Genomic DNA, 25,767 nt, shown 5'->3' with positions numbered 1-25,767 from the left:
GGATTGTGCAAGGAGCGGCGCGGATCGGTCTATCGCGGACCGTACGGCTCGCGCTTCGATGGGATGACCATCCCGACGCACACTGGAGCCACATCATGCCGCTCGATCACTACGTCACCCTCGGCCGGTCGGGGCTGCGAGTCAGCCCGTTCGCCCTCGGCGCGATGACCTTCGGGGAGGATCCCGGGGGCGCCGGGTGCAGCGTCGAGGAGTCCGAGAAGATCCTGGAGACCTACCTGGACCGCGGCGGAAACTTCATCGACACCGCGAACTTCTACACCAACGGCCACTCGGAGAAGATCCTCGGCGACTTCTTCGCCGCCCATCCCGGACGGCGCCGGCACGTGGTGCTGGCGTCGAAGTTCTTCACCAACCTCTTCCCCGGTGACCCCAACGGTGGCGGTGCGGGCCGCTCGTCGATCATCGCCCAGCTCGACGAGACCCTGCGCCGCATGCGCACCGACTACCTGGACCTGTACTGGTTGCACAACTGGGACCGGCACACCCCGCTCGAGGAAACGCTGCGCACCCTCGACGACCTGGTCCGGGCCGGAAAGATTCGCTACGTCGGGTTCTCCAACACGCCGGCCTGGGTCACCGCCCAGGCCCAGACCACGGCGCTGCTGAAGGGCTGGACCCCGCTGATCGCGCTGCAGGTCGAGTACTCGCTGCTGGCGCGCACCGTCGAGGGCGAAATCGCACCGCTCGCGCTCGATCAGGGCATGGCGCTGGTTCCCTGGAGTCCCCTGAAGAACGGCTTCCTGTCCGGCAAGTACCGGCGCGACACCCGGGTCACCGACTCCGCCCGCACCGCCTTCGTCGGCGGTCCCGGCGAGGACGAGTTCACGGTCATCGACGCCGTCGCCGCCATCGCCGACGAGCTCGAAACCACGTCCGCGGCGGTGTCGCTGGCCTGGCTGCGCGCCCGCGAAGGCACCGTGGTGCCCATCCTCGGCGCCCGGCGCGTGGAACACCTTGACGGCAACCTCGCCGGCCTGGAGGTGACCCTCACCCCCGAACACCTCCGCACGCTGGACGAGGTCTCAGCCCCGACCCTGAACTACCCGGCGCCGATGCACGGCGCGCTGCGGGCGATGCTGCAGTTCGCGGGGACCACCGTCGACGGTGAGACGTCCGCCGTGTATCCACCCCTGTCGCAGAGTGACGTCCGCTACTGAGCCTCCGCGACGGGTCTGGGGCGGATGCGTATCGTCGGCAGGCCCGCGACATGGCGGCCCTGCTCGGGGACACGCAACCGGTCCCTGCCACGACGCCCGCGGCAGGGACCGGTCGATCAATCAGAACCCCATCCCTGACCGGGCGTACAGCCCTTCAGCACGTGGGCCGATAGTCCGCGGAGGGGAGGTAGGCGACCCACTCCTTGCGGGTGAGGTCGCGGCCGATCTCCCGGCAGAGCTTCCCCACAAGTGGATCGGGCCGGAGCGACCAGCGAATGACCCTGCCGTCGTCTCCTCCGGAGATCAGGTCTCCGTCGGTGGTGTTCGGATCAGTCGACAACTCCCATATGGTCACCGAACGCCCGATCGTGATTCCAGCGCGGATAGCATGCCGGGAGGCCGGCGATCAAAGGAGATCAGCGATGACCCACCCTCTCGGCACGCCGCCTTCGCTCCGGCGCACCCCTCTCAGCGCGGAGGAGAAGGTCCGGGCCGAGGCGAACTTCGCCTCCCTCGTCGCCCAGGAGCTCGCCGCCAACGGACGGTTCAGGGTGAGCGCCGACACGCCGGAGATGATCGAGCTGTTCCAGGCGGTCGCCCACAGGGTGGGCGAGATGCTCCAGCGGCCCGTGGTCAGCTATGCCAACGGCAGGTACATCGTGATCGCCTTCGGGCAGGAGGAGCCCCCGGCCTCACTGGCCGAGGCGCCCGCTCAGCGCGGGAGTGACCGCCAGGCGTCGTCCAGGTAGCCGAGTGCTCCGGAGCCGGTGATCGGCTCCGGAAGAATCCCGTGAACCTTGCCGGTCACAGCATCAGGCCTTCAGCTGGGTGAAGCGGATGTGGTTGCCGAAGGGGTCCCGGAGGCCGCAGTCGATTCCGTACGGGCGATCGGTGGGTTCCTCGGTGAACTCGACGCCCTGGCTCAGCAGCGTCTCGTACGCCTTGCGGCAGTCGTCCGTGCTGAAGATGAGATGGCCACCCATCGCGCCCTTGGTCACCAGCTCGCGGACCTGCTGCGCCGTCTCCTCAGACATCGCCGGACCGCCCGGCTTCTCCAGCATGATCTGGCGCTCCGGCTGACCGGGGACGTTGACGGTCAGCCAGCGCATGAAGCCCATGTCGACGTCGGCGTTGACCTCCAGACCAAGCTTGCCGACGTAGAAGTCGAGGGCCTCATCCTGGTCGAGGACGTATATCTGCGAGTGCGTGATGGCGTTGAACATGTGCATCACGCTACCGAGCCAACCGGACAAAAACGTATCCAAAACTGCTCAATCGACGGACGGCACGGGCAGTGCGGACGGCACAGACGGCACGGGCAGCCGGGGCAGTGCGGACGGTACGGGCAGTGCGGCCGGTCAGGCGCTCGGCCGCGTCCACGCCATCGTGAAGCACGTCGGTACGCCCGTGGCCACCGCTTCCTTGCGGTACGTCCTCGGTGACCGGCCGACGATGTCGCGGAACGTGCGGCTGAAGGTCCCCGGGCTGCCGAAGCCGACCTGGAAGCAGATGTCCATCACGCTGAGGTCGGTCTCCCGCAGCAGGGACATCGCACGCTCGACACGGCGACGCTGCAGGTAGCGGTGCGGCGTCTCGCCGAACGTGGCCCGGAAGGTGCGCGTGAAGTGCGCCTCCGACACATGGGCGATCCGGGCCAGGGCCGGGATGTCCAACTGCTGAGCGTAGGCGCGGTCCATCGCGTCCCGTGCCCGGAGCATGCGGCGGTTGGTCTCTTCTGCGGCGCGGCCCACAACGCCATCACACCATGGTTCCCCACCGTCCGCGACAGACCCGGCGACCGATCCGCTGCTCGGTGCCGCACCACGACGGCCCGCGCCCAGCGGTACCGCCGCCTCGGCCCGCTAGTGGCCTGGCGATCCGGACGGATCCCCCGGCTCCATTGGCCGCCACCGACGTGCGAAGAAGCGACCGCCCCACCGCAGTCCGCGAAGGAGAAGCCGGACCAGCCCGAAGAGGAACGCGATCTCGAACAGCACGGAGCACATGAGCAGGACTTCGCCGAGCGACTCCCGGTCACTCTCCCGCGCCCACCCGATGAGCACCGACGTGATGACCATGCCGAGCACGTACCCGAGCATCGCCAACGCCTCGCTGTACCCGGCTCGCATGAGCTGATCTTAGGCCTGTGCCGAAAGCCCGTACTCCGCGATCTTCCCGGTGGCTTCCACGATGCCCACCGGATACAGGCAGCCACGCCGCATACAGCTGATTTTCACTCCGGGGCTTCGGCAAAGGCCAGGAGGTCAGCGGCCGACCAGGTCAGGTCTCCGCTACGCAGATCGTCGATCACCGAGCGAAGCCACTGCAATTCGGCCGCCGTGACGGCACGCAGATATTCGGCTTCGAGCATGGTGATGCGGGGGAGGCCGTGTCCGGTTTCAGCGCTCATTTCGGCGTCCAGTGTGGCCAGCGCTTCGCCGACCGTTCTGCTGCGCCGCTCCAGGGCGTCGCGTATCTCTTCGGGAGCGAGCATCAGCAGGTGGGACAGCGCCGCCGGCAACTCGGGGAACTCCTGCTTGGGCGTGGCCAGCATGTCCAGCAACCACTCGCGGGCCACGGCGCGTCCCGTATCGGTGATCTCGTACACCGTCCTCTCCGGGTAGGCCTGGTCTCGCTCTGTCTCGCGCACCCCGATCAGGCCGGCTGCGGTGAGGCGGTCGATCGTCCGGTAGAGGCTCGTTCGCTGGCCCACGTTGACCACTTTGTCCTTGCCCCACTGCCTGATCAGCCGCTGGATGCCGTAGGGGTGCAACGGCTTGTACTGCAACAACGCCAGGACGGTCAGGGCGAGCGGTGAGCCGGTACGAGGAGTGGTCATTCCCCAATACTACCGACAGTGAAACTAGTTGACAAGAAACTAGTGTCAGTGACACTATCCCGACATCGGCCAACAGCGCTCCAAAGGACTCTGCGATGACCATTCACGAACGGCCCCAGGCGGCGGAACTCACCACCGGCTTCGTCACCTCTGACGACGGCACCCAGATCGCTTGCCACACCATCGGGCACGGCCCGGGCATCGTGCTGTTGCACGGCTCCATGGAGACGGCCGGAAACCACATGACCATGGCCGAAGAACTGGCCGACACGTTCACCGTCCACCTTCCCGACCGTCGCGGCCGGGGCCAGAGCGGGCCATACGGGGATGACTACAGCGTGCGGAAGGAAGTGGAGGACCTCGACGCGGTTCTCCGTGAAACCGGCGCCCACTACGTCTTCGGAGTCAGCGCGAGCGGAGTCGCCGTGCTCCAGGCGGCACGCGTGCTGCCGGCGATTCACAAGGTCGCCGTCTACGAACCGGCGCTGCTTCTGGAGGACATCCCCCACCTGACCGGGTGGATCGACCGCTTCGACCGGGAAATGGCCGAGGGCAAGGTGGCGGCCGCGCTGGTGACAAGCATGCTCGGCCTCCGGCTCGGGCCGCCGATCATGAACGTCATGCCGCGAGGGCTGCTCACGTGGATGACCGGCCTGATGATGAAGAGCGAGGACAAGAACGCCAAGCCGGGCGATGCGACCATGCGCACGCTCGCCCCGACCCTGCACTACGAAGGCGTGCTCCTGGCCGAGATGGCCAACACCGTGGACGGTTTCGCCGACATCCAGGCTGAGGTGCTCCTCCTCGGCGGGAGCAAGGGACTGCCCTTCCTCAAGCCTGCGCTGTCCCGCCTGGAGAAGACCATTCCCAACGTCGAACGGATCGAGCTCCCTGGACTCGATCACGATGCATCGGGAGATGCCGGCAAGCGAAACCCCTCGGGCCGGCCGGAGGTCGTGGCGGCCGAACTGAGGCGTTTTTTCACCTCGGCGGCCAAGAGCCAAGGCGCCGGGACGAAGTAGCCGGGCCGGCCGCGTGATGTGCGGCGAAGGTCATGGGATGGCACTGGATGTCGAGCGCCACGCCGATGTCGACGACAGGCTCGGACGCATCGAGTGGGTACGGCGGAGTCTCGAACTCACCGAGTTCACATTCGGATCGAGGTCACCCGGCGTTCCGGGACTCACCCCGAAGATCATCTCGCGGATGCGGTCTCCCCAGGCGATCCCCTTTCCTGAGGCGTGGGCTCGGGACGGTCGTGGACGTGCCGCCGGCCGAGAAGGGATCGGTCGCAGCATGGGTGGAACATCCGCAAATGCCGCGAGGGCCGAGGACGGTGGGAACCATCCTCGGCCCTCGCGAGCCCCTGAGGGGCGGCGGCATGGCGCTTACTTGCAGAGCACGGTGTCGAGGGCGGCCTCAAGGTGCTGGGCGATGGGCAGCGTCATGACCGGGCCGGTGACGGCGATGGTCGCCGCGCGCCCGTCGCTGGTCACCGCGTTGCGGGTGACGTAGCCGGGAGCGTCGCCGCCGTGGGTCCAGGCATAGCCGCCGCAGCTCAGCTTCACCCTGGCCAGACCGAGCCCGTAGCGGGCGCCGCCGGTGGCATCGAAGTCGTCGGCCGTGACGGTGGTCTGCATCTGCTTGAGCTGTGCGGGCTTGAGCAGCTTGCCATCGAGCAGCGCGGTCATGAACCGGTTGAGGTCGCGGGGAGTGCCGGTGAGCTGTCCGGCCGCCCACGACATGGACGGATCCCCCATGGTGACATCGACCAGGGAACCATCGGCGGCCGGGAAGTAACCCTGGGGGTGGGGCTTGCGGATGCTCTGATCACCCAGCGCCGGCCAGTAGGTGTCGCGCAGCCCGATCCGGTCGATGATCCGCTTGGTGATCTCCTCGCTGATCGGGCGGCCGGTGACCTTCTGCACGATCAATCCCGCCAGCACGTAGTTGGCGTTGCTGTAGCTCCAGCCCTTACCGGGAGCGAAGAGAGCCTTCTGCGACAGGGCCGCGTCCAGTAGCTGCTGCGGCTCGAAGTAGGTGTGCTGCACCTTGCCGTAGTCCTTCCCCACCAGCTCGACGTCGTAGTCGGCCAGGCCACTGGTGTGCTGCAGGATCTGCCGTACCGTGATCTTCCGTCCGTCGTTGCCGTTGCCGCGCACCAGCTTGGGCAGGTACTTCTCGATCGGCGCGTCCAGGGCGATCTTGCCCTCGTCGACGAGCTGCAGCACGACTACGGCGGTGAACATCTTGGTGTTGCTGGCGATGCGCACCTGGCCGTTGACGGGCACCTTGGTCTTGGTCTTCAGGTCCGCCACCCCGGCGGTGTAGTCGCGGGTCCGCCCATCACGTCCGCGGACGGCGGCCAGCGCGGCGGGGAACTTGTCGTCGCGGACCAGGCTGTCCAGGGTCTGCTGAACGACGTCGGCGGTGCGGGCGGCGGGGACGGTCGCAGCGGTGGCGGGTAGGGCGGCCAGGGTGAGGCCGGTCAGTGCCGTCAGTGCCGCCGCGGCCAGGATCCGTCCTCGCATACGCCGGGGGGAGGTGGGCTGCTGGGTGGGGGTGTGCGACATGGGGACACTCCTTGTTGCTGGTTGGGGGGTCCTTGTGGGGACGTCACCCAGCATGGCGTTGAGCGGGTCTCATGATCGATCCCGCGCACTGGAGTGCTCTGGTACAGCTGGCTATACCCCCACCACCCGGCCGCCGCCGCCCGGCCGCGGCCGAGGTGGCCGGTGGTCACAAGCGGCGGTTGGCGTCCTCTAGGTAATGCAGGACGGCGGTGACACGCCGATCCGCCCGGTCGGTGGGCGCCAGCTCAAGCTTGGCGAAGATGTTCCGGATGTGCTTGTGGACGGCGCCGTCGGTGACGAAGAGCCGTTCGGCGATGGCGGTGTTGCCCAGACCTTCGGCCATCAGGGCCAGCACGTCGCGCTCGCGAGGACTGAGACGGTCCAGCTGGGTGTCGGGCCGGGTGCGTACGAGGAGCTGCGCGACGACATCCGGATCGATGGCCGTACCTCCGTCCGCCACCCGTTGCAGCGCGCTCAGGAACTCCTGGACTCGCCCGACCCTCTCCTTCAGCATGTATCCCAGGCCGGAGCTGCCGTGGGCGAGCAGTTCGGTGGCGAACGCCTGCTCGACGTAGGCCGACAGCACGAGCACGGCCAGGCCCGGCTGACGTCGCCGGGCCTCCACCGCCGCGACGATCCCCTCGTCGGTGTGGGTCGGCGGCATCCGGACGTCGACGATGGCGACGTCCGGTCTGTGGGCGTCGATGGCGTCCAGGAAACCGCCGGCATCGGCGGCGGTGGCCACGACGTCGAGTGCCTCGGCGCGCAGCAGCAGCGCGAGGCCTTCGCGCAGCAGCGGATCGTCCTCGGCGATCACGATCCGCATGGCAGGCTCACAGTGAGGGTGGTGGGTCCACCGGGGGGGCTGTCCAGCATGAATGTCCCATCGTGTGCTTCGATACGTCGGCGGATGCCGACGAGGCCGGACCCGCTGCGCTCGTCCGCCCCACCGTGGCCGTCGTCGGTGATCTGGAGGTGGAGCCGGTCATCGTCGCGGCGGACCGTGACGGTGGCGTGCCGGGCCTGGCTGTGCTTGGCGATGTTGGTGAGCGTCTCGGCCGCCACGAAGTAGGCCGTGGCCTCGACGGACGCGGCGCACCGTACGGGGATGTCGGCGTCGATCCGGCAGGGCACCGGGCAGGCCGTGGCCAGGCCGGTGAGTGCGTCGGCGAGGCTCCGGTCGGTCAGCACCGGCGGCAGGATGCTGCGGACGACCCCGCGAAGCTCGGCGAGCGCCTGCTCGGCGGCGTCCTGCGCGCGCTCGAGAATCTCCTCGGCGATCGCCGGGTCACGCGCCAGCGCGCGACGCGCCGCGCCGACCAGAACGGTGACCGCCACGATCCGGTTCTGCGTCCCGTCGTGCAGCGACCGTTCGATGCGCCGCAGCTCGGTGGCGTGCGCGTCCAGTGCGGCGGCGCGGGTCGCGGTGAGCTGCGCGACCCGCAACGCGAGGTCCGTACCGGGGTCAGGGGCCAGGAGCCGCCGACCGGGCCACGCCTGCAGCCGCGCCATACCCGGGAGGACCATCACGACGATGACGAGCCACGCCACACTCAGCAGGCCGACTCCGATCGCGCCGTACAGATCCCGCACCGGCCACAGCCCCATGGACATGCTCGCTGCCTCGTCCTCCGGCAACAACCACCACCAGAACGGAAACGTAGCGTTACGCACCACGTACATGGGCAGCGTGATTCCGACCACGGAAAGAACCAGCCCGAGGGTGACGTGGGCGCCCACCCAGCCCAGCTCCCGGCGCGTGGTCCGGTCGGCGACGGCGGCGCGCAGCCCGGACGGCGCCGACTCCGGGCTGATCATCTCGGGACCACCCCAGCGTGACAGCCGAGCACGCTCCCGATTGGTGATCGCCCGCAGCCCACGCAGTGCGGCGGGCACCAGCAACAGCCCCACACCGACCAGGCAGGTCAGCGCGGTGCCGATCACCAACAGGAGTGCGACCAGTGCCAGAACCACGGTGCCGAGCCCGCTGAAGAGGTGTTCGAGTGCGTCCAGGGTGGCGCGGGCGCGGGCGAACACGTCCCACCGATCGGCTGTCTCCCGGCCGGCACGGGCATCATCGGTCGGCATCCGTACCTCCTCGACCAGACGGCAGGGCACCCAGATCGTCGTAGATCGCTGACCGAGGGTATAGCAAGCTATACCCCGTTTGTCTCCTTGGCAGGATCGCCGTCAGCGGTGATCATCCGTAAATTTCGATGCATCGCAAACGACCTGTCGATCGCATCGAACAAGGAGCACACCATGGCCGGCATCTACACCCGGGAAACCACTCAGACGCCGCAGCCCGTCACAATCCCCGGCGGCGAGGCGCGTCCCGTTCTGTGGCTGGTGGTGGTGATCAGCTCCGTCGTCAACGTGGTCACCTCGGTCACCGTCGGCAGCGTCCTCGTCTCCAACGCCTTCGGCCTGATCGCGCTCGCCGGCATCGCCGCTCTGATCAACGATCACTACCGGAACAGGCGCCGATGAGCACCACCCGTACCGAGGACAGCCGGCCGAACGCGCCCGCCGTTCGCCGTTCGCCGGAGAACAAGGACCGGACGCCCGCCCAACCGCTGCCCCACGACTCCTCGGGAGATGGGCCACAGCTTCGTGTTCGAAGAAGGTGCACCTCGATCGGGGACCTGACGAAAGTCAGGTGAGGTCCATCCGATCGTGCGCTGTGTGGCCCTCCCCCCGACTTCTACGTTCGTCCCATGCGAACGAAGACCTCGGAGGACCCCCGATGACGATACGAAAGGTCGCGGCCATCGCCGGCCTGACCGGTGTGTTGCTTGCGATGGGGGTGACGTCGGCGAGTGCCCTGGCAGAAGCGCCGGAGACCGGCGGGCTGAGCGCGACCGCGATCGACCACTACATGCACGACTACATCGAGCGGACCCGACTGCCCGGCGCCCTGATCGCGGTCACCAAGGACGACCAGCTCGTGTACGCCGCGGGTTACGGCCACACGGCCGCCGGCGAGGCGATCACGAAGGACACGCCGATGCCGCTCGCCTCGGTCTCCAAGTCGTTCACGGCCTTGGCGGTGCTGCACCTCGCCGACCAGGGCAAGATCAGCCTGGACACCCCCGTCCGGACGTATCTGCCCGAGTTCACCATGGCCGACCCCCGCGCCGGGAAGATCACCGTGCGGGAGCTGCTCCAGCAGACCTCGGGGATGAGCGACCAGACCTTCCCCGAGCTGACGCTCCCCGCGCCGGACACCCTCAAGGACGCCGTCGCGATGCTGCGGACCGCCCCGCTCGCCACCGACCCGGGCACCAGGGAGATCTACCACAACCCCAACTACACCGTCGCGGCGCGGCTGGTCGAGGTGGTGTCCGGGGTGCCGTTCGCCGACTACATGGCCACCACCGTCTTCGGCCCACTCGGCATGACGTCCACTCGAACGGTGAACACCACCATGGACCTCCCCGGCGAGGGCGAGGGGTACATCCGCGCCTACGGCCAGGTCATCAAGCGCTCCCATCCGAAGTGGTTCATCAACGGCGGATACGGCGTCGTCAGCACCGCCGACGACATGGCCAAGTGGCTGATCACGCAGAACGGCGCCGGCCACGTCTTCCCCGAGGAGACCGTCAAGACCACCCAGACCGCGTCCGGCGTGGGCGGCAGCGCCTACGGCATGGGATGGGACACCGGGAAGACCGCCGGGGGAGCGCCCCAGCTCCAGCACACCGGCTGGCTGCTCACCCACAACTCCGCGCAGACCCTCCTGCCCGCAAGCGGATACGGCATCGCCGTCGTCACCAACACCGGGATGATCTCCGGTGACGACGCGGTCATCATCACCGGCGATCTGATCGACGTCATCGAGGGCCGCCCCGACGCGGGCACCGTACCCTTCACCACGACCGCGGACCCCTGGCTGGGCGGCCTGACGCTGCTCAACCTCGGGCTCGGCTTCCTGGGGGTCCACCGTTCCCGCGGCTGGGCCCGGCGCCGTGCGGGCCGCCCCGTGTGGCGCCTGATCGTCCGGCTGGTCCCCTACGCCCTGCCGATCGCGCTCTTCACCGGCCTCGCCGATCTGATCGGCTTCGTGATGAACCGGGTGGGCACGCTGGACCAGATCACCTACGTCTGGCTCGCGCTGTACGTCTGGGCCGGCACCGGCGCGCTGGCCGCCGCCGCCGTCGTGGTCTCCCGCCTCGTCCACACCGTCCTCGCCCGCCGCGCGGGTACCCCCGCCCCACTCCCGAGCGGGGCGGCGAGCTTCTCTCACTGGGATAGCGTGCCTGCATGACCGGGCGGTACCCGGCTTCGGGTGCCGCCTCTGTGAACAGGCGAAGGCGGGGGCCGATGATCCGAGTGCTGCTGGCGGACGACGAGGCGATGATCCGGGCCGGCATACGGGCCATCCTCACCACGGCCGACGACATCGAGGTCGTCGCCGAGGCGGCCGACGGGCACCAGGCCATCGACCTCGCCCTGAGACACCGCCCGGACATCTGCCTGCTCGACATCCGGATGCCGCGGCTCGACGGGCTCCAGGCGGCGGCCGAGCTGCGCCGGGTCCTCCCCGAGACCGCCGTCGTGATGCTCACGACCTTCTCCGAGGACGAGTACATCGTGAGCGCGCTCGGCTCCGGCGCGGCCGGCTTCCTCCTCAAGTCGGGCAACCCACGCGAGCTGATCGCCGGCGTCCAGGCCATCGCCGAAGGCGGTGCGTACCTCTCTCCCACCATCGCGCGGCGGGTCATCACCCACCTCGGTACGCGGCAGTTCGGCAAGCAGGCCGTTGCCCGCGCCCAGGTGCAGGAGCTGACCGCCCGCGAGCGCGAGGTCCTCGCCCTGGTCGGGACCGGCCTGTCCAACGCCGAGATCGCCCGGCGCCTGCATGTCGTCGAAGGCACGGTCAAGGGGTACGTCAGCCAGATCCTCACCCGCCTCGACCTCAAGAACCGGGTACAGGCCGCGATCCTCGCGTACGAGGCAGGTCTCGTACCCGAGGAGGAGTCCACACTTTCGTCGGAGGCGCCGGTGCGTGGGCATCGGCGATCCTGACCTCATGCGCAGCGTGCCCGGCCGGCTCTCCCATCTCTTTGACCTTGGACTGTGGCTGGTGATGTGCGTTCCACCGGTCACAGCGGTCGTTTCCCTCCATGGGAGGGAGGTGGTGACGGCGGCCGTGGGCGTTCCACTGCTGGGGGCCGCGGTGGCCCTGAGCCGGAGATGGCCGCTGGCTGCGCTGGCCGTACCGGTGGCGCTGAGCCTGACCCTGGACGTGCAGATGTTCACCCCCCTGTACTGGACGGCGCTGGTGCTCTTCGGCTATCTGGCCGGGCAGCGGATGGCGACCGCCCGTCCGGCGCTGTGGTTCTTCGCGGCCGTCGCCGTCGTCGGACTGCCACTGTGCGCGCTTGTCCTGCGCGACCTGTGGGGCTGGCCCACGCAACTGCTGACGCTGCTGCTCACGGTGGCTTTGCCATGGTTGCTGGGCCGCTACCGTCGCCAGTACGCCGAACTGGTCGGTACGGGCTGGCGGCTCGCCGACCGGTTGGAGCGCGAGCAGCAGGCCGTCGCCGACCGCGCCCGTATCCGGGAGCGGGCCCGCATCGCGGGCGACATGCACGATTCGCTCGGCCACGACCTGACGCTGATCGCGGTACGGGCCGGTGCCCTGGAGCTCGACCCCAAGCTGGACGCCCGGCAGCAGGCGGCCGTCGGCGAACTGCGGGAGGCCGCCGGGGCCGCGACCGAACGGCTCCGGGAGATCATCGGCGTGTTGCGCGCGGACGACGAGCAGCCGCCCAGGGTCCCGCTTACGGAGAACGCCGAGGCCCTGGTCGAACGCGCGCGAAACTCCGGGGTCACGATCACTCTGGAACGCCTGGGCGACACGGACGACCTGTCGCCCATGGTCGGCCTCGCCGTCCACCGCGTGCTCCAGGAAGCCCTGACGAACGCCGCCAAACACGCACCGGGCACGGCCGTACGCGTCCGGCTCGTACGAGACGGGGCGATCCTCGGCCTCAGCGTCGTCAATGACCCGGCCACGGTGGCGCCGCTGCCGGGCGTGGCCTCAGGCGGCTCCGGGCTGGTGGGACTCGACGAGCGGGTACGTCTCGCAGGCGGCACGCTGCGCGCCGGTCCGACCTCCGAGGGCGGCTTCGAGGTCGTCGCCGAGCTGCCGGTCACCGACGGCGCGACCCCGCGCGCCGCCACCGCCACCCGGCCCACCGCCTCCGCCAGGGAGCTGGCTCATGCCCGGCGGCAGGTGCGGCGCCGCCTGGTGCAGACCATCGTGGTCCCGCTGGCGGTGCTGGCCGGGATCCTCCTGCTCATGATCCCCATCAGCTTCGTCAGCTCCTCCTTCTCGGTCCTGGAGCGGGACCGGTACGAGCAGTTGACGGTAGGCGACGCGCGCAGCGAGGTGCAGCCTCGGCTACCCACGTTCACCAAGGACGGCCCGCCGGACGACGCCCCGCCCACGCCCACGGGTGAGGACTGCGTGTACTACAACACGAGAACGGCCTCGGCCGCCGCCTACCGGCTGTGCTTCGCCCACGAGCGGCTCGCTTCCAAGGCGATCGTGGGAGGTTCGTGAGGGGTCTGCCGCCGTGTGGACGCCCCCGCGGCCCCACACCTCGGCTTTCGCCCTTCCACGCTCTCCTACCTTGCACGCGCCCCCGATGAGATCAGGCATCTCTCAGGAGGGAGCGCACCAGCTCAGTGATCTCCGCGGGAGCGGTCTCCGGCGTCCCGGCGTCGAACGGTGGCCGCGGTGCGTATTCCAGCCCGAGCTGGATCGCCATGGCCATGTCCTCGCCCGCCAGCAAGGACGCGAGGTAGAGCGCCATGTCGATGCCGGCCAGCACGCCGCCCGAAGTTATGATCTTGCCGTCCCTGACGAAGCGCTCGTTGACCGGCTCCGCCCCGAGCTGCGCGAGCAGGTCGTGGGCCACCCAGTGAGTGGTCGCCTTGACTCCCTCCAGCAGGCCTGCCGCGCCGAGCGTGAGCGAGCCCACGCATACCGAGGTGGTCCATGTGGTGGTCGGGTGCGCCGCCTTCACGTAGCGGATCAGCTCCTGATCCGCCATGCTCCGCTTCACGTCCTTGGTACCCGGCACCACCAGGACATCGGGTCTGGGCAGGTCGGCGAAGGAGGCGGTGGCGGTCAGCGTGACTCCCTCGTCGGCGACGACGCCCGGCCGCTCGGCCACGAAGGTGACCGTCGCGCCGGGGATGTTCCGGAGCACGAAGTACGGTCCCAAGGCGTCCATGGCGTCGTAACCCGCGTACAGGGGGATGACGATGTGCATATCAGCTCTCCTTGGTGTGGAATCTGCGCCGGTACTCTCCCGGTGAGATCTTGAGGTGGCGGTGGAAGACGCGGTAGAGGGTCTCGGGCGTCCCGAGTCCGACCCGGGTGGCGATCCGGTCGAGCGGCTCGTCGGTGCTTTCCAGCAGTCGCTTGGCCGCCGCCGCCCGCGAGTGCTCGACATACCGCGCGGGTGGCACACCGACCTCGGTCATGAACACCCGTGAGAAGTGGCGGACGCTCATGTTCACGCGTCCTGCGAGGACCTCCACCGACAGGTCGGCATCGAGGCTCTCCTCGATCCATCCCTGCAGGTCGCGCAGGGGCTCGCGTTTTGGCGTCTGCGCGCGCAGCGGCGTGCTGAACTGGCTCTGCCCGCCTGGTCGCTGCAGATATACGACCAGCCAACGAGAGATCTCCCTGGCCAGATCGTGCCCGTGGTCGTGAGCGACGAGGGCGAGGGCGAGGTCGATCCCCGAGGTGACCCCCGCCGAAGTCCACACGTTGCCATCGCGCACGTAGATGCGATCGGCGTCCACCCGCACGTTCGGATGCTCGCGGGCGAGCAGGTCCCCCACCGCCCAGTGAGTGGTTACCCGCCGTCCCTCCAGCAGACCGGCCTCGGCCAGCAGCAACGTGCCCGAGCAGATGGATCCGACACGACCTGACTCCTCGGCGAGCCTGCGCACCTCCGGAACCAGTGCCGCCGTGTCGGCGACAGTCGTACGGGATGGGAGACCGCCGACGACCAGCAGCGTGTCGATCGGACCCTTCACGCTTCGCAGCGGCGTCTCAACGACCACGGTGACGCCGGACAGGGAGCGCACGGCCCCCGCCTGGACCGCCGTGACCTCCACCCGGTAGTCGGCGCTCGGATTCAGCAGTCCGGCCGCGGAGAAGACGTCGGCCGGACCCGCGAGATCGAGCAACTGGAAGCCGTCGAAAAGCATGATGACGACGCGTTGAGACATGTCGCCATACTTGGCCCTGCGCAGCTATGGCCGCAAGGACACATACCTTGCAGATTCGGCCATCGACGCCCGGTCGATGACGATCGTGCGCGGACACCGCGCATCCAAGAGGGCTTGACCGCGATGCCGGCCGTTGACGCAAGGGGTTCGCCGCCGCCCGACGAGGAAGGTGAGCTGGATCTCGTCGGCCGGCCCTCGACCGCGACCACTGATTCCGCGCCGACCTGTCCGCCGCCCTCACCCTGCTCCGCACCGGTTTCCTGCTCACCGCGGTCGAGTCCGCGGCAGAGGGGTCACCGCGAGCAAACACTTAAGCAGTCACTTGACTATTGGCTTCTACGAGCACATAGTTAAATACATGCTTAACCATTCGGAGTCGTTGGACCGGGTGTTCCAGGCGCTGGCCGACGGGACCCGCCGGGACATCGTGGCGCGGCTGGTAAGCGGCCCCGCCTCGGTGAGCCAACTGGCCCAACCCCTGGCCATGTCGTTACCGGCCGTGATGCAGCACCTGCAGGTGCTGGAGGCCTGCGGCCTGGTCACGTCCGAGAAGGTCGGCAGAGTCCGCACCTGCCGGATCGAGCCGCAGGTCCTGCGCGCGGCCGAGGAATGGATCGCACGCCAGCGCACCTCCTGGGAGCAGCGCCTCGACCGTCTCGACGACCTCCTGGCAGAGAAGCCATCAGAGCAAGGGAGCACCTCATGACCGTCACGCACGCCACCTTCACCCTGGAACGCACCTACCAGGCGGTGCCCGCCAGGGTGTTCGCCGCATGGGCCGACCCGGCGACCAAGGCTCGCTGGTTCTCCACCCCCACCGGTGAGCACAAGCTGGACTTCCGGGTCGGCGGCCGCGAGGTCAACCGCGCCGACCACGACGGCCGGGTGCTGACGTTCGAGTCCTGGTATCAGGACATCGTCACCGACCACCGCATCGTCTACACCTCGGCCCTGTACGGCGGAGCCGAACTGGCCACGGTGTCGCTGACCACCGTGGAACTCACCCCGGTGGACGGCGGGACACTGCTGACGCTCACCGAACAGGGCACGTTCCTCGACGGCAGGGAAGACCCCGGCTGGCGGCAGCGGGGCACCGGCGACTGGCTCGACGCGCTCGGCGCCGACCTGCGGCGCGGATAAAGCAGACCATCGTGACAAAGGACCGCTCCGCGGCTCCGCTGCTGCCATTCCATCTGCTGCGCTCGCGGGTGGCGGTCGGCGAGAACCTGCCGCCGATCGCCGGAGTGGTGGTCGACGGCATGCCGATTACCTGACCTCGCATGTGCAGCAGGTGCTGGGCGTAGCGTGCCTGCCGCTGCCCCGGCTGCGACGTCGATACGAATGCGATCGCCGGCTCGGGGCGGCGAAATCCCTCATGCCCGGGTGGTTGATTTTTCGTCAAGCCCCAGGCCACGGGTGAGGTCGCGCAGTTCGTCGAGATAGATCCGGGCAGGGTCCTTCACCTGACTGCGTAGATGGCCGTAGATCTCGAGTGCGACCAGGCCGTGCATGCGGCCCCAGACGCGTAGCGCCAGTGCCACCGCCGCAGGGGGCAGCTCGGGGAACTCCTCGCGAACCAGGCCCACCAGGATCGGATCGAAGTCGGCCCAGTCGTATTCGCCCGATTGCCGGATCACGGCTTGCGGCCAGGCGGCGGCGACCAGACCGGTGAGGCCCGCGCAGGCGCGGTGCGCGGCCTCGGCCGCGGCCCCGCCCTCCGGCTCTTGGTAGCCGGGGAGCGGGTCACCGTAGATGAGCCGGAAGCCCTCGGGATTGACCAGGGCCCACTCCCGCAGCGTCTGCCCCCAGGCCAGGATCCGGCCCGCCGGGTCGTCGGCGGGGAGGACATCGCGCGCCGCCTCCACCGCGTCGACCAGTGAGGTGTAGACGTCCTTGATCAGTGCGCTGACCAGCGTGTCACGGGTGTCGTAGTAGCCGTAGATGGCCCCCGCCGTCATACCCATCTCGCGGGCGATGGCTCGCAACGAGATGGCGTCGGGTCCGCCCTCGGACATCAGCCTGAGCGCGACCGCCTTGATTTCAGCGGCCGTCTCCACTCGCAGGCGCTCTCTACGGCTCAGCACTGGGACTCCCATGGTTGACACTCTACAGGGTTGCGGTACCGTACGCTGTGTCTTTACTAAACGCCGTGTAGTAAATGTTCGGCACGTAGAGAAAGCTCACCGCATGAATGCGAAAAAACTGGCCCTCCTGGCGTTCTCCCAGCTGATCGTCGCTCTCGACTACAACATCGTTTATGTCGCGCTCCCCGACATCGGACATGAACTCGATTTCTCCGCCCAGACCCTCCAGTGGGTGGTCAGCGGTTATGCCGTCGGGTTCGGGGGCTTCCTGCTGTTCGGCGGCCGCGCGGTCGATCGCCTCGGCGCACGGCGCATGTTCATCCTCGGCCTGACGCTTTACGGCATCTCGTCGCTGGCCGGCGGGCTCGCCGCCGATCCAGGCCTGCTCGTGGCCGCCCGCGTGATCCAGGGACTGGGCGGCGCGCTGCTCACCCCCGCGACCCTGGCGCTGATCTACTCCGGCTTCGCCGAAGGACCGATGCGCAACCGCGCACTGGGCGCCTGGGGCACCGCGGGCAGCGCGGGCCTGGCCGCGGGCGCGCTGCTCGGCGGAGTGCTCACCGCGGCGGGGGGCTGGCAGTGGGTCTTCTACGTCAACGTCCCGCTGACCCTCATCGCGATCATCGCAGCATCACGCCTGCTGCCTCCCGACCCATCGCATGAGCGCGGCGGCTTCGACGTGCTGGGCGCGCTGCTCGCCACCGCCGGCTCGACGCTGATGGTGCTCGGCCTGGTCAGTGGCCCCGAGGCGGGCTGGGTGACGCTCCATGGCCTGGGCTCCCTGGCCGCGGGGATCGCCCTGATCGGAGTCTTCCTCCTGGTCGAGGCCCGTTCCCGGGAACCGCTCGCTCCTCCGCGCCTGCTCGGCAATCGCAACCTGGCCACGTCGATGCTGGTGATCCTGTTCTTTCAGAGCGCACTCGGTGGCGGCTACTACCTGTTCACGATGTACCTGCAGCCCGTACTCGGCTACAGCGCTCTGCAGGCCGGCCTGGCCTTCCTGCCGCTGACGCTGCTGTCCATGGTCTCCGCCGCCAAGCTCGCGCCCGCTCTGCTGGGACGGTGGGGAGTGCGGACCACACTGATCGTCGGGATGCTGGGCAGCGGCATCGGGATGGTCGTCCTCTACGCCGGTATGTCGGCGGACGGCTCCTTCTGGGCGCTCGTTCCCGGCACCGTGATCTGGGGTCTGGCGGGCGGCTTCACCTTCGTCGCCATGTTCGCGGCGGCCGGGTCCGGCGTCGCCCTCACCGAGCAGGGCGTCGCCTCGGGTCTGGCGACCACGGCCCAGCAGATCGGCGGCGCCATCGGCCTGGCCGTCATCATCGCGGTCGCCAACGCGGGCGCACCGGGAGTCGACGGCCTGCGCACGGCCGGATGGGTGGCCGCCGCCGCCTCCATCGCGGGCGCCCTCATCGCCCTCACCCTCAGGCGGCGGCCGACCGCCGCCGCACAGCAAGCAACCACCTCCCCGGAAGGAATCACCCGATGAACAGCGACGACCTCATTCGGAAGTACATCGAGATCTGGAACGAAAGGGACGCCACTCGCCGCCGGGCTACGATCGACGCGATCTTCACCGAGGACGGCGTCTACAGCGACCCCGACTGGGCGGCGGTCGAAGGCCGCGACGCCATCAACCTCATGATCGGCCAAGCCCGGGAGAAGCTCGGTGACCTCACCTTCGGCCTCGGCAAAGTGATCAACGAGCACCACGACCTCATGCTGTTCACCTGGCACCTCGGGCAGCCCGGCTCGCCCGTGGCCACCGGTTACGATGTCGCACGTTTCGAGAAGGGGCTGATCCGCCGGATCGACGGCTTCTTCGTCTGATCACGCTAATGCGTCGTGTGGTGCGACGGTAAGAAATCGTCCAGCAGTCCTTGCGCGGCAACTCCGCGAGCATCCCGGACAGAAACCCGGCGAACCGGCGCCGGGTCTCGACCCGGGCGAACCGCGACGCCACCCGAGCGAGCAACTCCTGCTGCACGGCCTGCCACCGGCCGGGTTCCGCCCTGTGGCCCCCGGGCCACCGCCTGATCTTCAGATGTCCACGCAACTGACGATGATCAAGCGGTGGCCGCACCACGTCCCGGACCGTCACGCCGCAAGATCACGACGTCCGACCGGAGCACTAGCCAAATTTGACTAGTGCGGAGATCTGCAGTACGTTCCGAGAAAGCTGGCTGACCTAGGCCAGCAACATCGAAGGGAATTCGTTGAAGCCCGTACGGCTGCTCGTGCTCGGCGCATTGCGCCGCCGAGGACGCGCACACGGCTACCAGGTTCGCGCGGACCTGGAAGCGTGGGGTGCGCACGAGTGGTCCACCGCCACCTCGGGCTCGGTCTACCACGCACTCAAGAGCATGGCCGGCCAGGGATTGCTGGTGGCGCACGAGACGGGCCCTTCGGAGGCCGGAGGCCCGCCGCGAATCGAATACCAGCTGACCGGGAAGGGCGACGAGGAGTACTTCGCCCTGCTGCGCCAGGCGCTGTCCGACCACCAACCGAGCTTGGACGTGCTGGGCGGCGCCGTCGGCCTGATCGAGGATCTGCCCCGCGATCAGGCTCTGCAGATGTTGCGCGAGCGTGCGCGTGCGATGGACGAGTGGCGCGAGAGCATCACCACGCACCTGCCCGCGGGCACCGACCTGGACACCTTGGGTCCGGTCGGTGAGGTCCTGACGCTGTGGTTGACCACCGCCGACTACAGCGCCACTTGGACCCATCGGCTGATCCGCCGCCTCGAAGAAGGCGCGTTCACCATGGCCGGCGAGTTCCCCGCACCGATCGAATAGGAACCCGCCGCACGACTCAACCCGCCCTGCCGAAACGGAGAATGATGGCCAACGAGATCACTGTGCCGCTGCTCCCCTGCCGGTCGATCGACGAGATCGTCGAGTTCTACACCATGCTGGGCTTCGACCGGACCTACTACCAGCTCCGCCCGTATCCGTGCGTGGGCCTGCAGCGAGAAGACCTCCAGCTGCAGTTCTTCGGCATTCCGGACTTCAGACCCGAGGACTCCTACGGCAGTTGCGTGGTCCTCGTGTCCGACACCGGGGCGCTATTCGAGGCGTTCGCGGCCGGCATGCGCAAGGCCCACGGCAAGCTCCTGGTCTCCGGCATCCCGCGGATGACCAGGCCACGCAAGCGGAAGAACGTCGGTAACGTCTCCGGCTTCTCGATCGTCGACCCCGGCGGCAACTGGATCCGGATCTTCCACAACACCGCCGCGGCGGACGACAACACCGACGAACCGGCCAGCCAACTTGCGAAGGCCACGCGGAACGCGGTCGTGCTGGGCGACTCCAAGGGCGACACCCGGCAGGCCGCCCGGATCCTGGACAGCGCGCTGACCAGGCACCGCGGGTCGGCGCCGGTCACCGACCTGGTGGAAGCCCTGGCCTATCGCGCCGAGCTCGCACTCCGTGCCGAAGACACCACCGCCGCCCGCGACGCCCTCGCCCGGGCACGCGCGCTCACCCTCTCCGAAGCCGAGCGCGAGCAACTCGGCGAGACCCTAGCTAGCCTCGACGACCTGGAGGCCGTCCTCCTCGACCGCCCGTGAGCCTCTAGTACTCCAGCCGTGGATCGGGATGTGGGGCAGGTCTATCCGCTCTACCGGTCTATGCCCCCTCATGGGTACGCATGCCCCCGCCCGAGTGACGTGCGAACGGCCACCGCTGTGATCATTCAGGTGTGATGGAACTGAAGATCATGCGGTGGCCGCGTCGGCCGGAGTGGAACACCCCGACGCTCCTCGTCTGCAGGCCGGATTGGATGACGCGTTCGCCCAGGTGGCGGGCCGATCCAGGCGGCGGGAGGTACGGCTGCGCGCCCGCGCCTGCATCCAGGGGTTGCTGTCCGGGCTGGAACGCAAGACCGGCTGGTCACTGGCCGAATACGCCGGCGAGAGGACCCCTGATGGCATGCAACGGCTGTTCACGACCGCGAAGTGGGACGTCGATGGGGTCCGCGACGACATCCGCAGCTACCTGATCGAGTATCCGGGCACCCCGGATGGGGTGCTGGTGGGCGATGACACCGGCTTTGAGAAGAAGGGCACCTGCTCGGCCGGAGTGCAACGCCAGTACACCGGCACCGCCGGCCCGGTCCTCCGCGGCGACTGATCGTTTCGCTATTGCCTGTCGCGCACGGCGGACCGTTTGGTGATCTCGGTCTTGATCGTCTCGCGCAGCTCGTCTGACGTGAAGCCGAGGTTGCGCAGGATCTGCGCGGCCGGGCTCTCCTCGACGCGGATCAGGCCCAGCAGCGTGTGTTCCGTACCGACCCAGTCGTGGCCGAGGTCATCCGCCGCACGCCGTGCCTGCTCGATGACTTCCTTGCTCTCCGGCCGGAACGCGATGTGACCCCGCGGCGCCTTCTTCCCGGCCGGCGGCATCGCTTCCTCGATTGCGTCGCGGATGCGTTGCTCCGACTCGGTTTTCGCGATCAGCAGCTCGTATGCCAGGCCCTGCGGTTCGCCGAGCAGGCCGAGCAGGAGGTGTTCGGTGCCGATGGAGTCGTGCTTGTGCGTTCGGGCGGCCTCCTGCGCCAGCACGATGCTGTGGCGGTTCAGGTTGGTGTACCGCTCGAAAGGGGGTGCGTGGCGTTGCTGGGCGGCCTGCTTGGACACCCCGATGGCGTCGCCGATCTCGGTCCACGACGCGCCGGTCTGCTTGGCCTTGCTGACGTAGTGATCGATGAGCTGGTCACCGAGGTGGGACAGGGTCTGGGCGCGCAGTCGCGCCTCGCTGATGCGGGACAGTTCGTTGGCGTCAGGGAATTCCTCGTCGAGACGGGCGATCAGGTCGGCAAGGCTGATGTCGAGTGGGCTCATGCGTCAACTTTAAGTTGACGATCCTCGATCGTCAACTTCTAATTGACGCTCGTTCCGGATCTGCTCCCTCAGTCTCGTGCGATGGTCCTGCCTGAGACGACTCCGAACCTCATTCTGAAACGATCGGTAAGAAGAGAGGAAGCCCTCACGATGCGGGAAGCGGGCACGGTCGAAAGCGATCAGCGGGTCAACCGCCTCATGGCCCAATCCGTGCCCGTCGCGTTTGAGATCTCGGCACGCGACAATCGATCAGAGACTCGACCCGGAAACCGCAACGGAGGGCGATGAGGATGGGCATCCTGATCCGCACTCGTGATGTGCCCGCCGCACGCCGATATGACGAATGGCGAAGCATTGTCTGTGACACGCTCGGTCCTCTCGATTTCCGGATCGAGGGGGACGCACCGTTACGGGGTGAGATCAGCGCGGGGCAGCTCGGCCCATTGGGCGTCGGCAGGGTGCAGACCTCCACGCCACACAGCGTTCACCGGACACCTGGTCTGATCCGCCGCGACAATCCCGACCTCTACCGGGTGGTGCTGGCGATCTCGGGACGCCCCGCCCTGATGCAAGACGGCAGGTCCACGCAGCTCAAACGCGGAGAGTTCGCAATCTACGACTTCGGCCGGCCGTACGAGCTGGCCTATGACTCGGCGGTGCATCTGGCGATTTTCGGCTTTCCCCATGCGATGCTGGCCCTGCCCTTCGATTCCATCGCGAAGCTCACCGCGGTCCCGATCACACCGGACTGCGGGGCCGGCGCCCTCGCGGCGCCCCTGCTTCGCAGGGTGGCCCTGGATCTCGAGACCTACCGGCCCGCGAACGCGGCCCGGCTGTCCACAGTGGTGATGGACCTGGTCACCATGGCCATCGCCGAGCGCGTCGAGCAGACCGAGACGCTCTCGGAGGAGTCACGGTCACGAACGCTGCTGCTGCGCATCCACACCTTCATCGAGCAGCATCTGGGCGAACCCGATCTGGCCCCCGGCACCGTCGCGGCCGCGCACCATGTCTCCCTGCGTTACCTGCACCGGCTGTTCGAGACACAGGACACCACGGTGGCCGCGTGGATACGGCACCGGCGTCTCGAACGCTGCCGCAAAGACCTGGCCGACCCGGCCCTCCACAACGTACCCGTCGGGGTCATCGCGTCCAGATACGCCCTTCCGGACTCGGCTCACTTCAGCCGGCTGTTCCGGCGCACGTACGGATTGCCTCCCGCCGAATACCGCCGCACCTGCCTCATGCCACCCGGCTGAGGGCCTGGCACGGAAAGTCAATCGGCCGGCACCGAGAGCCAAGCCCCGGCGGGCCTGGATCCGCAGAATAAAGGTGTTCGCACCAACCGGCGCGAACAACCGTCAGGAAAGGATCCAGCGATGTCCCCCGTACTGTTCGCCAATCTGCCGGTCAGAGACCTGGAGAGGTCGAAGGCGTTCTTCACCGACCTCGGCTTCACGCTCTTCGGCATGGCCGACGACATGGCGTCTGTGGTGATCAATGAGCAGGCGCAGGTCATGCTGCTGACCGAGCCGACGTTCGCCACGTATGCGGGCACGGAGGTCGCCGACGCCACCAAGAGCACCCAGGTGATCCTGGTCGTGGGCGTCGAGAACCCCGCTCAGGTCGACGAGTTGTTCGACAAGGCCATCGCGGCGGGCGGCGCAGCCGTCGGCGATCTGAGGAATGACGGCTACCGGTACCAGCGCGGTTTCACCGACCTCGACGGCCACCACTGGGAGGCCCTGTGCCTGGCGGCACCGGCAAGCTGAAGAAATGCGCGCCACGAACGAGATGACGACCGGCAGGGTGACCTCGGCCGACGGGACCTCCATCGCGTACGACCGATCCGGCGTCGGGCCGGCGGTCGTGCTGGTGCACGGCGCGTTCACCGACAGGACCCATCCCACGCTGTACGGCGTAGCGACCGCCCTGGCCCCGTGGTTCACGGTTTTCAACTATGACCGTCGTGGCCGCGGCGAAAGCGGCGACACCCAGCCGTATGCCGTTGAGCGTGAGATCGAGGACCTGTCCGCCCTCATCGAGGCGGCGGGCGGGTCGGCCATGGTTTTCGGTGGGTCCTCCGGCGCCGCCCTGGCGCTGGAGGCCACGGCCCGGAACCCGGCCATCTCGAGACTCGCCGTGTGGGAGCCTCCGTACCACGTTGACGACAGCGCACCCAGCCTGTCGTACGACTTCGCGTCGCGACTGGAGATCCTGGTCGAACAGGGCCGGCGCGCGGAGGCGGCCGAACTGTTCATGGTCGAGGCCGCCGAGGTCCCCGTCGAGACGGTGACCGCGATGCGCGCTCACTCCTCCTGGTCAGAAGTGGAGGCGATCGCTCACACCCTGGCGTACGAGGCCGCTCTCATGGGACCGGGCAACGCCCTGCCCACCGACCTTCTCACCTCGATCACGCAGCCCACTCTCGTGCTGATCGGCGAGAACAGCCCTGCGTGGATGACCAACGCGGGAAAGGCGGTCGCCGCGACCGTGCCCCGGGCGGTGCACAGAATCCTGGAGGACCAGACGCATAACGTGGCCCCTCAGTCCCTCGCCCCGGAACTGCTGGAATTCTTCATCGCCATCTGAGCCGGCCTGGACGCGGTTCCGAATCTCATGGCGTCATCATCGCGTGCCCCGAAAGGCCGTGACGTGAGGTCCACGCTGTCTGGCCGGCGTCCCCATCGAGCACATCACGCCTGGTCGGCCACGCCGACACCGTGGTCTCCGAGACGGTCCACCATCTCCAGATCCGCCCCGGCGAGACGGCAACGGACCGCCTGTTCGGGGGCAGGCAGGAGGCTTGGTCACCCAATCGGAGAGCTTCAATGGCTGAGGTTGTAGCCCGGGGCTCCTGAAGTTTCGGCGAGCCGCCGCCGGAGTCCGGTACCCCTTCCCGCTCTGCTCATGAGCCGATCGCCTCGCTGGTGGCCACCGGGCGAACCTTGGTGAGCATCAGGTCAAGGAAATGGCCGGGGCGGCGGAGGGCCGCGAAGTGGCTCGCGTCCTCGATGAGCGCGAAGTCCTTGACGGGGGCGGTGACGTCGTCGAAGAACCGCCTGGCCAGCTCGGGCGGGGTGAACACGTCGTGCTCGCCCTGGAAGACGAAGAACGGGATCTGGAACGCGGTGCCCTCGGCCCACTCGTCGATCGTCACGGATTCGGGTGCGAGGCGTTCGGAGAAGGTCTGGCCCTGCATGTAGGTGCGCAGTTCGCGCAGAGTGTGCAGGGGCGAGGACCACAGCGAGCCGATCACCACGGTCTTCATGGTGTTGAAGGTCAGCGGGTCGGAGGTGATGAGGAGCTTGTTGTGGTGCGACCACTGCCTGAGGTCCCAGGCGGACTTGTCGGCGCCCATCGTGGTGAGGGCGGCCAGTTCCTTGCGCTTGCCCGCCTTGTCGAGCCGGTCGGCCAGCGCGTGGTAGGCCGTGTGGTCGCGGCCGCCGGCGTTGATGTTCTGGTCGGTGCCGACGTAGGCGGAGTACAACTCGGGGTGGCTGCGGGCCAGGCGCAGCCCGAGGCAGGAGCCGAAGGAGTTGGCGACCAGCAGGACCTTCTCGACGGCGAGCCGGGCGCGGACGTGCTCGGTGACCTCCAGGGCGTCGTGGTGCAGCCGCTGCAGACTCATCTCGCCCTGCCCGCCGGGGCCGGTGCGGCCGAAGGTCTTGCCGGCGCCGCGCATGTCCCAGCGCACGATCGTGAAGTGCCGCTCCCAGACGCGGGTGCGCGGGGCGAAGACGAGGTTGGAGGCGCCGGGACCGCCGTGGATCTCCAGAATCACCGGGTTGCGCAGGTCATCGCCGCGGATCGAGATCCACTGGTCGATGCCGCCGATGCGGACGAAGCCGGACTCGTCGATGCCGTTCGGGGTGGTGATGCGCAGTCGCTTGGCGTGGACGGAGCGCTTGAGCCGCCGGTGGCCCAGCAGCCCGGCCACGGGTGTGGCAACGGCGGCGGTGGTGATGGCGAGGATGGCGCCAAGCATCTGTTA

General features: G+C 68.3%; 30 protein-coding genes and 1 pseudogene. 18 read left to right on the top strand and 13 right to left on the bottom strand.

Annotated features, from left to right (window positions below; translation table 11 throughout):
- Positions 1-95 precede the first annotated feature (95 nt).
- Positions 96-1,178: an aldo/keto reductase gene (locus tag DKM19_RS47230; protein WP_110705089.1), complete on the top strand. Its 1,083-nt coding sequence runs from the start codon at positions 96-98 to the stop codon at positions 1,176-1,178.
- 154 nt (positions 1,179-1,332) lie between these two features.
- On the opposite strand, the gene DKM19_RS47225 is transcribed toward DKM19_RS47230, so the two are convergent.
- Positions 1,333-1,518 carry a hypothetical protein gene (locus DKM19_RS47225; protein WP_110705088.1) on the bottom strand — a complete coding sequence of 62 codons (186 nt, stop codon included), beginning with the start codon at positions 1,516-1,518 and terminating at the stop codon, positions 1,333-1,335.
- An 82-nt stretch (positions 1,519-1,600) separates the two neighbouring features.
- On the opposite strand from DKM19_RS47225, the gene DKM19_RS47220 reads away from it, so the two are divergent.
- Complete coding sequence (locus DKM19_RS47220; RefSeq protein ID WP_110705087.1) at positions 1,601-1,927, top strand: hypothetical protein; 327 nt, start codon at positions 1,601-1,603, stop codon at positions 1,925-1,927.
- 63 nt (positions 1,928-1,990) lie between these two features.
- Here the strand turns inward: DKM19_RS47220 and DKM19_RS47215 are convergent, their stop codons facing one another.
- The 4 genes from DKM19_RS47215 to DKM19_RS47200 all read right to left on the bottom strand — a co-directional run bounded on the left by DKM19_RS47215 (position 1,991) and on the right by DKM19_RS47200 (position 4,017).
- Complete coding sequence (locus DKM19_RS47215; RefSeq protein ID WP_110706493.1) at positions 1,991-2,401, bottom strand: VOC family protein; 411 nt, start codon at positions 2,399-2,401, stop codon at positions 1,991-1,993.
- Between the two features lie 135 nt (positions 2,402-2,536).
- Complete coding sequence (locus DKM19_RS47210) at positions 2,537-2,929, bottom strand: helix-turn-helix domain-containing protein (RefSeq protein WP_239513977.1); 393 nt, start codon at positions 2,927-2,929, stop codon at positions 2,537-2,539.
- Positions 2,930-3,040: 111 nt separating this feature from the next.
- Positions 3,041-3,307 carry a hypothetical protein gene (locus DKM19_RS47205; protein WP_110705086.1) on the bottom strand — a complete coding sequence of 89 codons (267 nt, stop codon included), beginning with the start codon at positions 3,305-3,307 and terminating at the stop codon, positions 3,041-3,043.
- Positions 3,308-3,411: 104 nt separating this feature from the next.
- Positions 3,412-4,017 carry a PadR family transcriptional regulator gene (locus tag DKM19_RS47200; protein ID WP_110705085.1) on the bottom strand — a complete coding sequence of 202 codons (606 nt, stop codon included), beginning with the start codon at positions 4,015-4,017 and terminating at the stop codon, positions 3,412-3,414.
- A gap of 95 nt (positions 4,018-4,112) precedes the next feature.
- Here DKM19_RS47200 and DKM19_RS47195 point away from each other — a divergent pair, with 95 nt between their 5' ends.
- A complete protein-coding gene (locus DKM19_RS47195; protein WP_110705084.1) occupies positions 4,113-5,039 on the top strand; it encodes an alpha/beta fold hydrolase in 927 nt (308 codons plus the stop codon).
- Between the two features lie 366 nt (positions 5,040-5,405).
- Here the strand turns inward: DKM19_RS47195 and DKM19_RS47190 are convergent, their stop codons facing one another.
- The 3 genes from DKM19_RS47190 to DKM19_RS47180 form a co-directional block, all read right to left on the bottom strand.
- Positions 5,406-6,590, bottom strand: a complete 1,185-nt coding sequence (locus DKM19_RS47190) for a serine hydrolase (RefSeq protein WP_204358553.1) — start codon at positions 6,588-6,590, stop codon at positions 5,406-5,408.
- Positions 6,591-6,756: 166 nt separating this feature from the next.
- Positions 6,757-7,416: a response regulator transcription factor gene (locus DKM19_RS47185; protein WP_110705083.1), complete on the bottom strand. Its 660-nt coding sequence runs from the start codon at positions 7,414-7,416 to the stop codon at positions 6,757-6,759.
- On the bottom strand, positions 7,404-8,678 hold the full coding sequence (locus DKM19_RS47180) for a sensor domain-containing protein (RefSeq protein WP_110705082.1): 1,275 nt from the start codon (positions 8,676-8,678) through the stop codon (positions 7,404-7,406). The genes DKM19_RS47185 and DKM19_RS47180 overlap by 13 nt, the downstream gene beginning before the upstream one ends.
- A 174-nt stretch (positions 8,679-8,852) precedes the next feature.
- Here DKM19_RS47180 and DKM19_RS47175 point away from each other — a divergent pair, with 174 nt between their 5' ends.
- The 4 genes from DKM19_RS47175 (at position 8,853) to DKM19_RS47160 (ending at position 13,161) form a co-directional block, all read left to right on the top strand.
- Entirely contained in the window at positions 8,853-9,080 is a 228-nt protein-coding gene (locus DKM19_RS47175) for a hypothetical protein (protein ID WP_204358552.1), read from the top strand.
- Between the two features lie 256 nt (positions 9,081-9,336).
- Positions 9,337-10,857 (top strand): serine hydrolase, encoded by a 1,521-nt coding sequence (locus DKM19_RS47170; protein ID WP_110705081.1) that lies wholly within the window; start codon positions 9,337-9,339, stop codon positions 10,855-10,857.
- Between the two features lie 56 nt (positions 10,858-10,913).
- On the top strand, positions 10,914-11,618 hold the full coding sequence (locus DKM19_RS47165; RefSeq protein ID WP_110705080.1) for a response regulator transcription factor: 705 nt from the start codon (positions 10,914-10,916) through the stop codon (positions 11,616-11,618).
- Positions 11,619-11,742: 124 nt separating this feature from the next.
- The gene (locus tag DKM19_RS47160; RefSeq protein ID WP_204358551.1) at positions 11,743-13,161 is read left to right on the top strand and encodes a sensor histidine kinase; all 1,419 of its coding nucleotides are present in this window, start codon (positions 11,743-11,745) and stop codon (positions 13,159-13,161) included.
- Between the two features lie 91 nt (positions 13,162-13,252).
- On the opposite strand, the gene DKM19_RS47155 is transcribed toward DKM19_RS47160, so the two are convergent.
- Together DKM19_RS47155 and DKM19_RS47150 are read right to left on the bottom strand one after the other, a co-directional pair.
- Entirely contained in the window at positions 13,253-13,876 is a 624-nt protein-coding gene (locus DKM19_RS47155) for a DJ-1/PfpI family protein (RefSeq protein WP_110705079.1), read from the bottom strand.
- A gap of 1 nt (position 13,877) precedes the next feature.
- Positions 13,878-14,846, bottom strand: coding sequence for a GlxA family transcriptional regulator (locus DKM19_RS47150; protein WP_110705078.1), 969 nt, complete (start codon positions 14,844-14,846; stop codon positions 13,878-13,880).
- A gap of 358 nt (positions 14,847-15,204) precedes the next feature.
- Between DKM19_RS47150 and DKM19_RS47145 the strand changes: the two genes are divergently transcribed.
- Genes DKM19_RS47145 through DKM19_RS52695 form a run of 3 tightly spaced genes read left to right on the top strand, consistent with a single transcriptional unit; the run spans position 15,205 to position 16,120 of the window.
- Complete coding sequence (locus DKM19_RS47145; RefSeq protein ID WP_110705077.1) at positions 15,205-15,552, top strand: helix-turn-helix transcriptional regulator; 348 nt, start codon at positions 15,205-15,207, stop codon at positions 15,550-15,552.
- Complete coding sequence (locus tag DKM19_RS47140; RefSeq protein ID WP_110705076.1) at positions 15,549-15,986, top strand: SRPBCC family protein; 438 nt, start codon at positions 15,549-15,551, stop codon at positions 15,984-15,986. Before DKM19_RS47145 ends, DKM19_RS47140 begins: the two co-directional genes overlap by 4 nt.
- Positions 15,987-15,997: 11 nt before the next feature.
- Positions 15,998-16,120, top strand: coding sequence for a hypothetical protein (locus DKM19_RS52695; RefSeq protein WP_255415488.1), 123 nt, complete (start codon positions 15,998-16,000; stop codon positions 16,118-16,120).
- A 99-nt stretch (positions 16,121-16,219) separates the two neighbouring features.
- Here DKM19_RS52695 and DKM19_RS47135 read toward each other — a convergent pair whose 3' ends face one another.
- Positions 16,220-16,942 carry a TetR/AcrR family transcriptional regulator gene (locus tag DKM19_RS47135; protein ID WP_110705075.1) on the bottom strand — a complete coding sequence of 241 codons (723 nt, stop codon included), beginning with the start codon at positions 16,940-16,942 and terminating at the stop codon, positions 16,220-16,222.
- 91 nt (positions 16,943-17,033) lie between these two features.
- On the opposite strand from DKM19_RS47135, the gene DKM19_RS47130 reads away from it, so the two are divergent.
- From DKM19_RS47130 to DKM19_RS47105, 5 genes and pseudogenes are all read left to right on the top strand, one after another.
- Positions 17,034-18,422, top strand: coding sequence for an MFS transporter (locus DKM19_RS47130; protein ID WP_110705074.1), 1,389 nt, complete (start codon positions 17,034-17,036; stop codon positions 18,420-18,422).
- A complete protein-coding gene (locus DKM19_RS47125; protein WP_162642302.1) occupies positions 18,419-18,763 on the top strand; it encodes a nuclear transport factor 2 family protein in 345 nt (114 codons plus the stop codon). The genes DKM19_RS47130 and DKM19_RS47125 overlap by 4 nt, the downstream gene beginning before the upstream one ends.
- A 386-nt stretch (positions 18,764-19,149) precedes the next feature.
- Entirely contained in the window at positions 19,150-19,728 is a 579-nt protein-coding gene (locus DKM19_RS47115) for a PadR family transcriptional regulator (RefSeq protein WP_110705071.1), read from the top strand.
- Between the two features lie 44 nt (positions 19,729-19,772).
- Positions 19,773-20,501, top strand: a complete 729-nt coding sequence (locus DKM19_RS47110) for a VOC family protein (RefSeq protein ID WP_110706488.1) — start codon at positions 19,773-19,775, stop codon at positions 20,499-20,501.
- Between the two features lie 196 nt (positions 20,502-20,697).
- Positions 20,698-21,048: pseudogene (locus DKM19_RS47105) on the top strand (transposase); the annotation flags it as partial.
- 23 nt (positions 21,049-21,071) lie between these two features.
- Here the strand turns inward: DKM19_RS47105 and DKM19_RS47100 are convergent.
- Positions 21,072-21,773: a Clp protease N-terminal domain-containing protein gene (locus tag DKM19_RS47100; RefSeq protein ID WP_110705069.1), complete on the bottom strand. Its 702-nt coding sequence runs from the start codon at positions 21,771-21,773 to the stop codon at positions 21,072-21,074.
- A gap of 284 nt (positions 21,774-22,057) precedes the next feature.
- Between DKM19_RS47100 and DKM19_RS47095 the strand changes: the two genes are divergently transcribed.
- From DKM19_RS47095 to DKM19_RS47085, 3 genes are all read left to right on the top strand, one after another.
- Positions 22,058-23,032, top strand: a complete 975-nt coding sequence (locus DKM19_RS47095; protein ID WP_110705068.1) for a helix-turn-helix domain-containing protein — start codon at positions 22,058-22,060, stop codon at positions 23,030-23,032.
- A 120-nt stretch (positions 23,033-23,152) separates the two neighbouring features.
- Positions 23,153-23,545, top strand: coding sequence for a VOC family protein (locus DKM19_RS47090; protein WP_110705067.1), 393 nt, complete (start codon positions 23,153-23,155; stop codon positions 23,543-23,545).
- Between the two features lie 4 nt (positions 23,546-23,549).
- Positions 23,550-24,365, top strand: coding sequence for an alpha/beta fold hydrolase (locus DKM19_RS47085; RefSeq protein WP_204358549.1), 816 nt, complete (start codon positions 23,550-23,552; stop codon positions 24,363-24,365).
- Positions 24,366-24,681: 316 nt separating this feature from the next.
- On the opposite strand, the gene DKM19_RS47080 is transcribed toward DKM19_RS47085, so the two are convergent.
- Entirely contained in the window at positions 24,682-25,761 is a 1,080-nt protein-coding gene (locus DKM19_RS47080) for an alpha/beta fold hydrolase (RefSeq protein WP_110705066.1), read from the bottom strand.
- Positions 25,762-25,767 lie beyond the last annotated feature (6 nt).

The sequence above is a fragment of the Streptosporangium sp. 'caverna' genome (assembly GCF_003203775.1).
GTDB lineage: Bacteria > Actinomycetota > Actinomycetes > Streptosporangiales > Streptosporangiaceae > Streptosporangium > Streptosporangium subroseum.
Note: the sequence above shows the minus strand (reverse complement) of the source record. Positions and strands in the feature narration are given on the sequence as shown.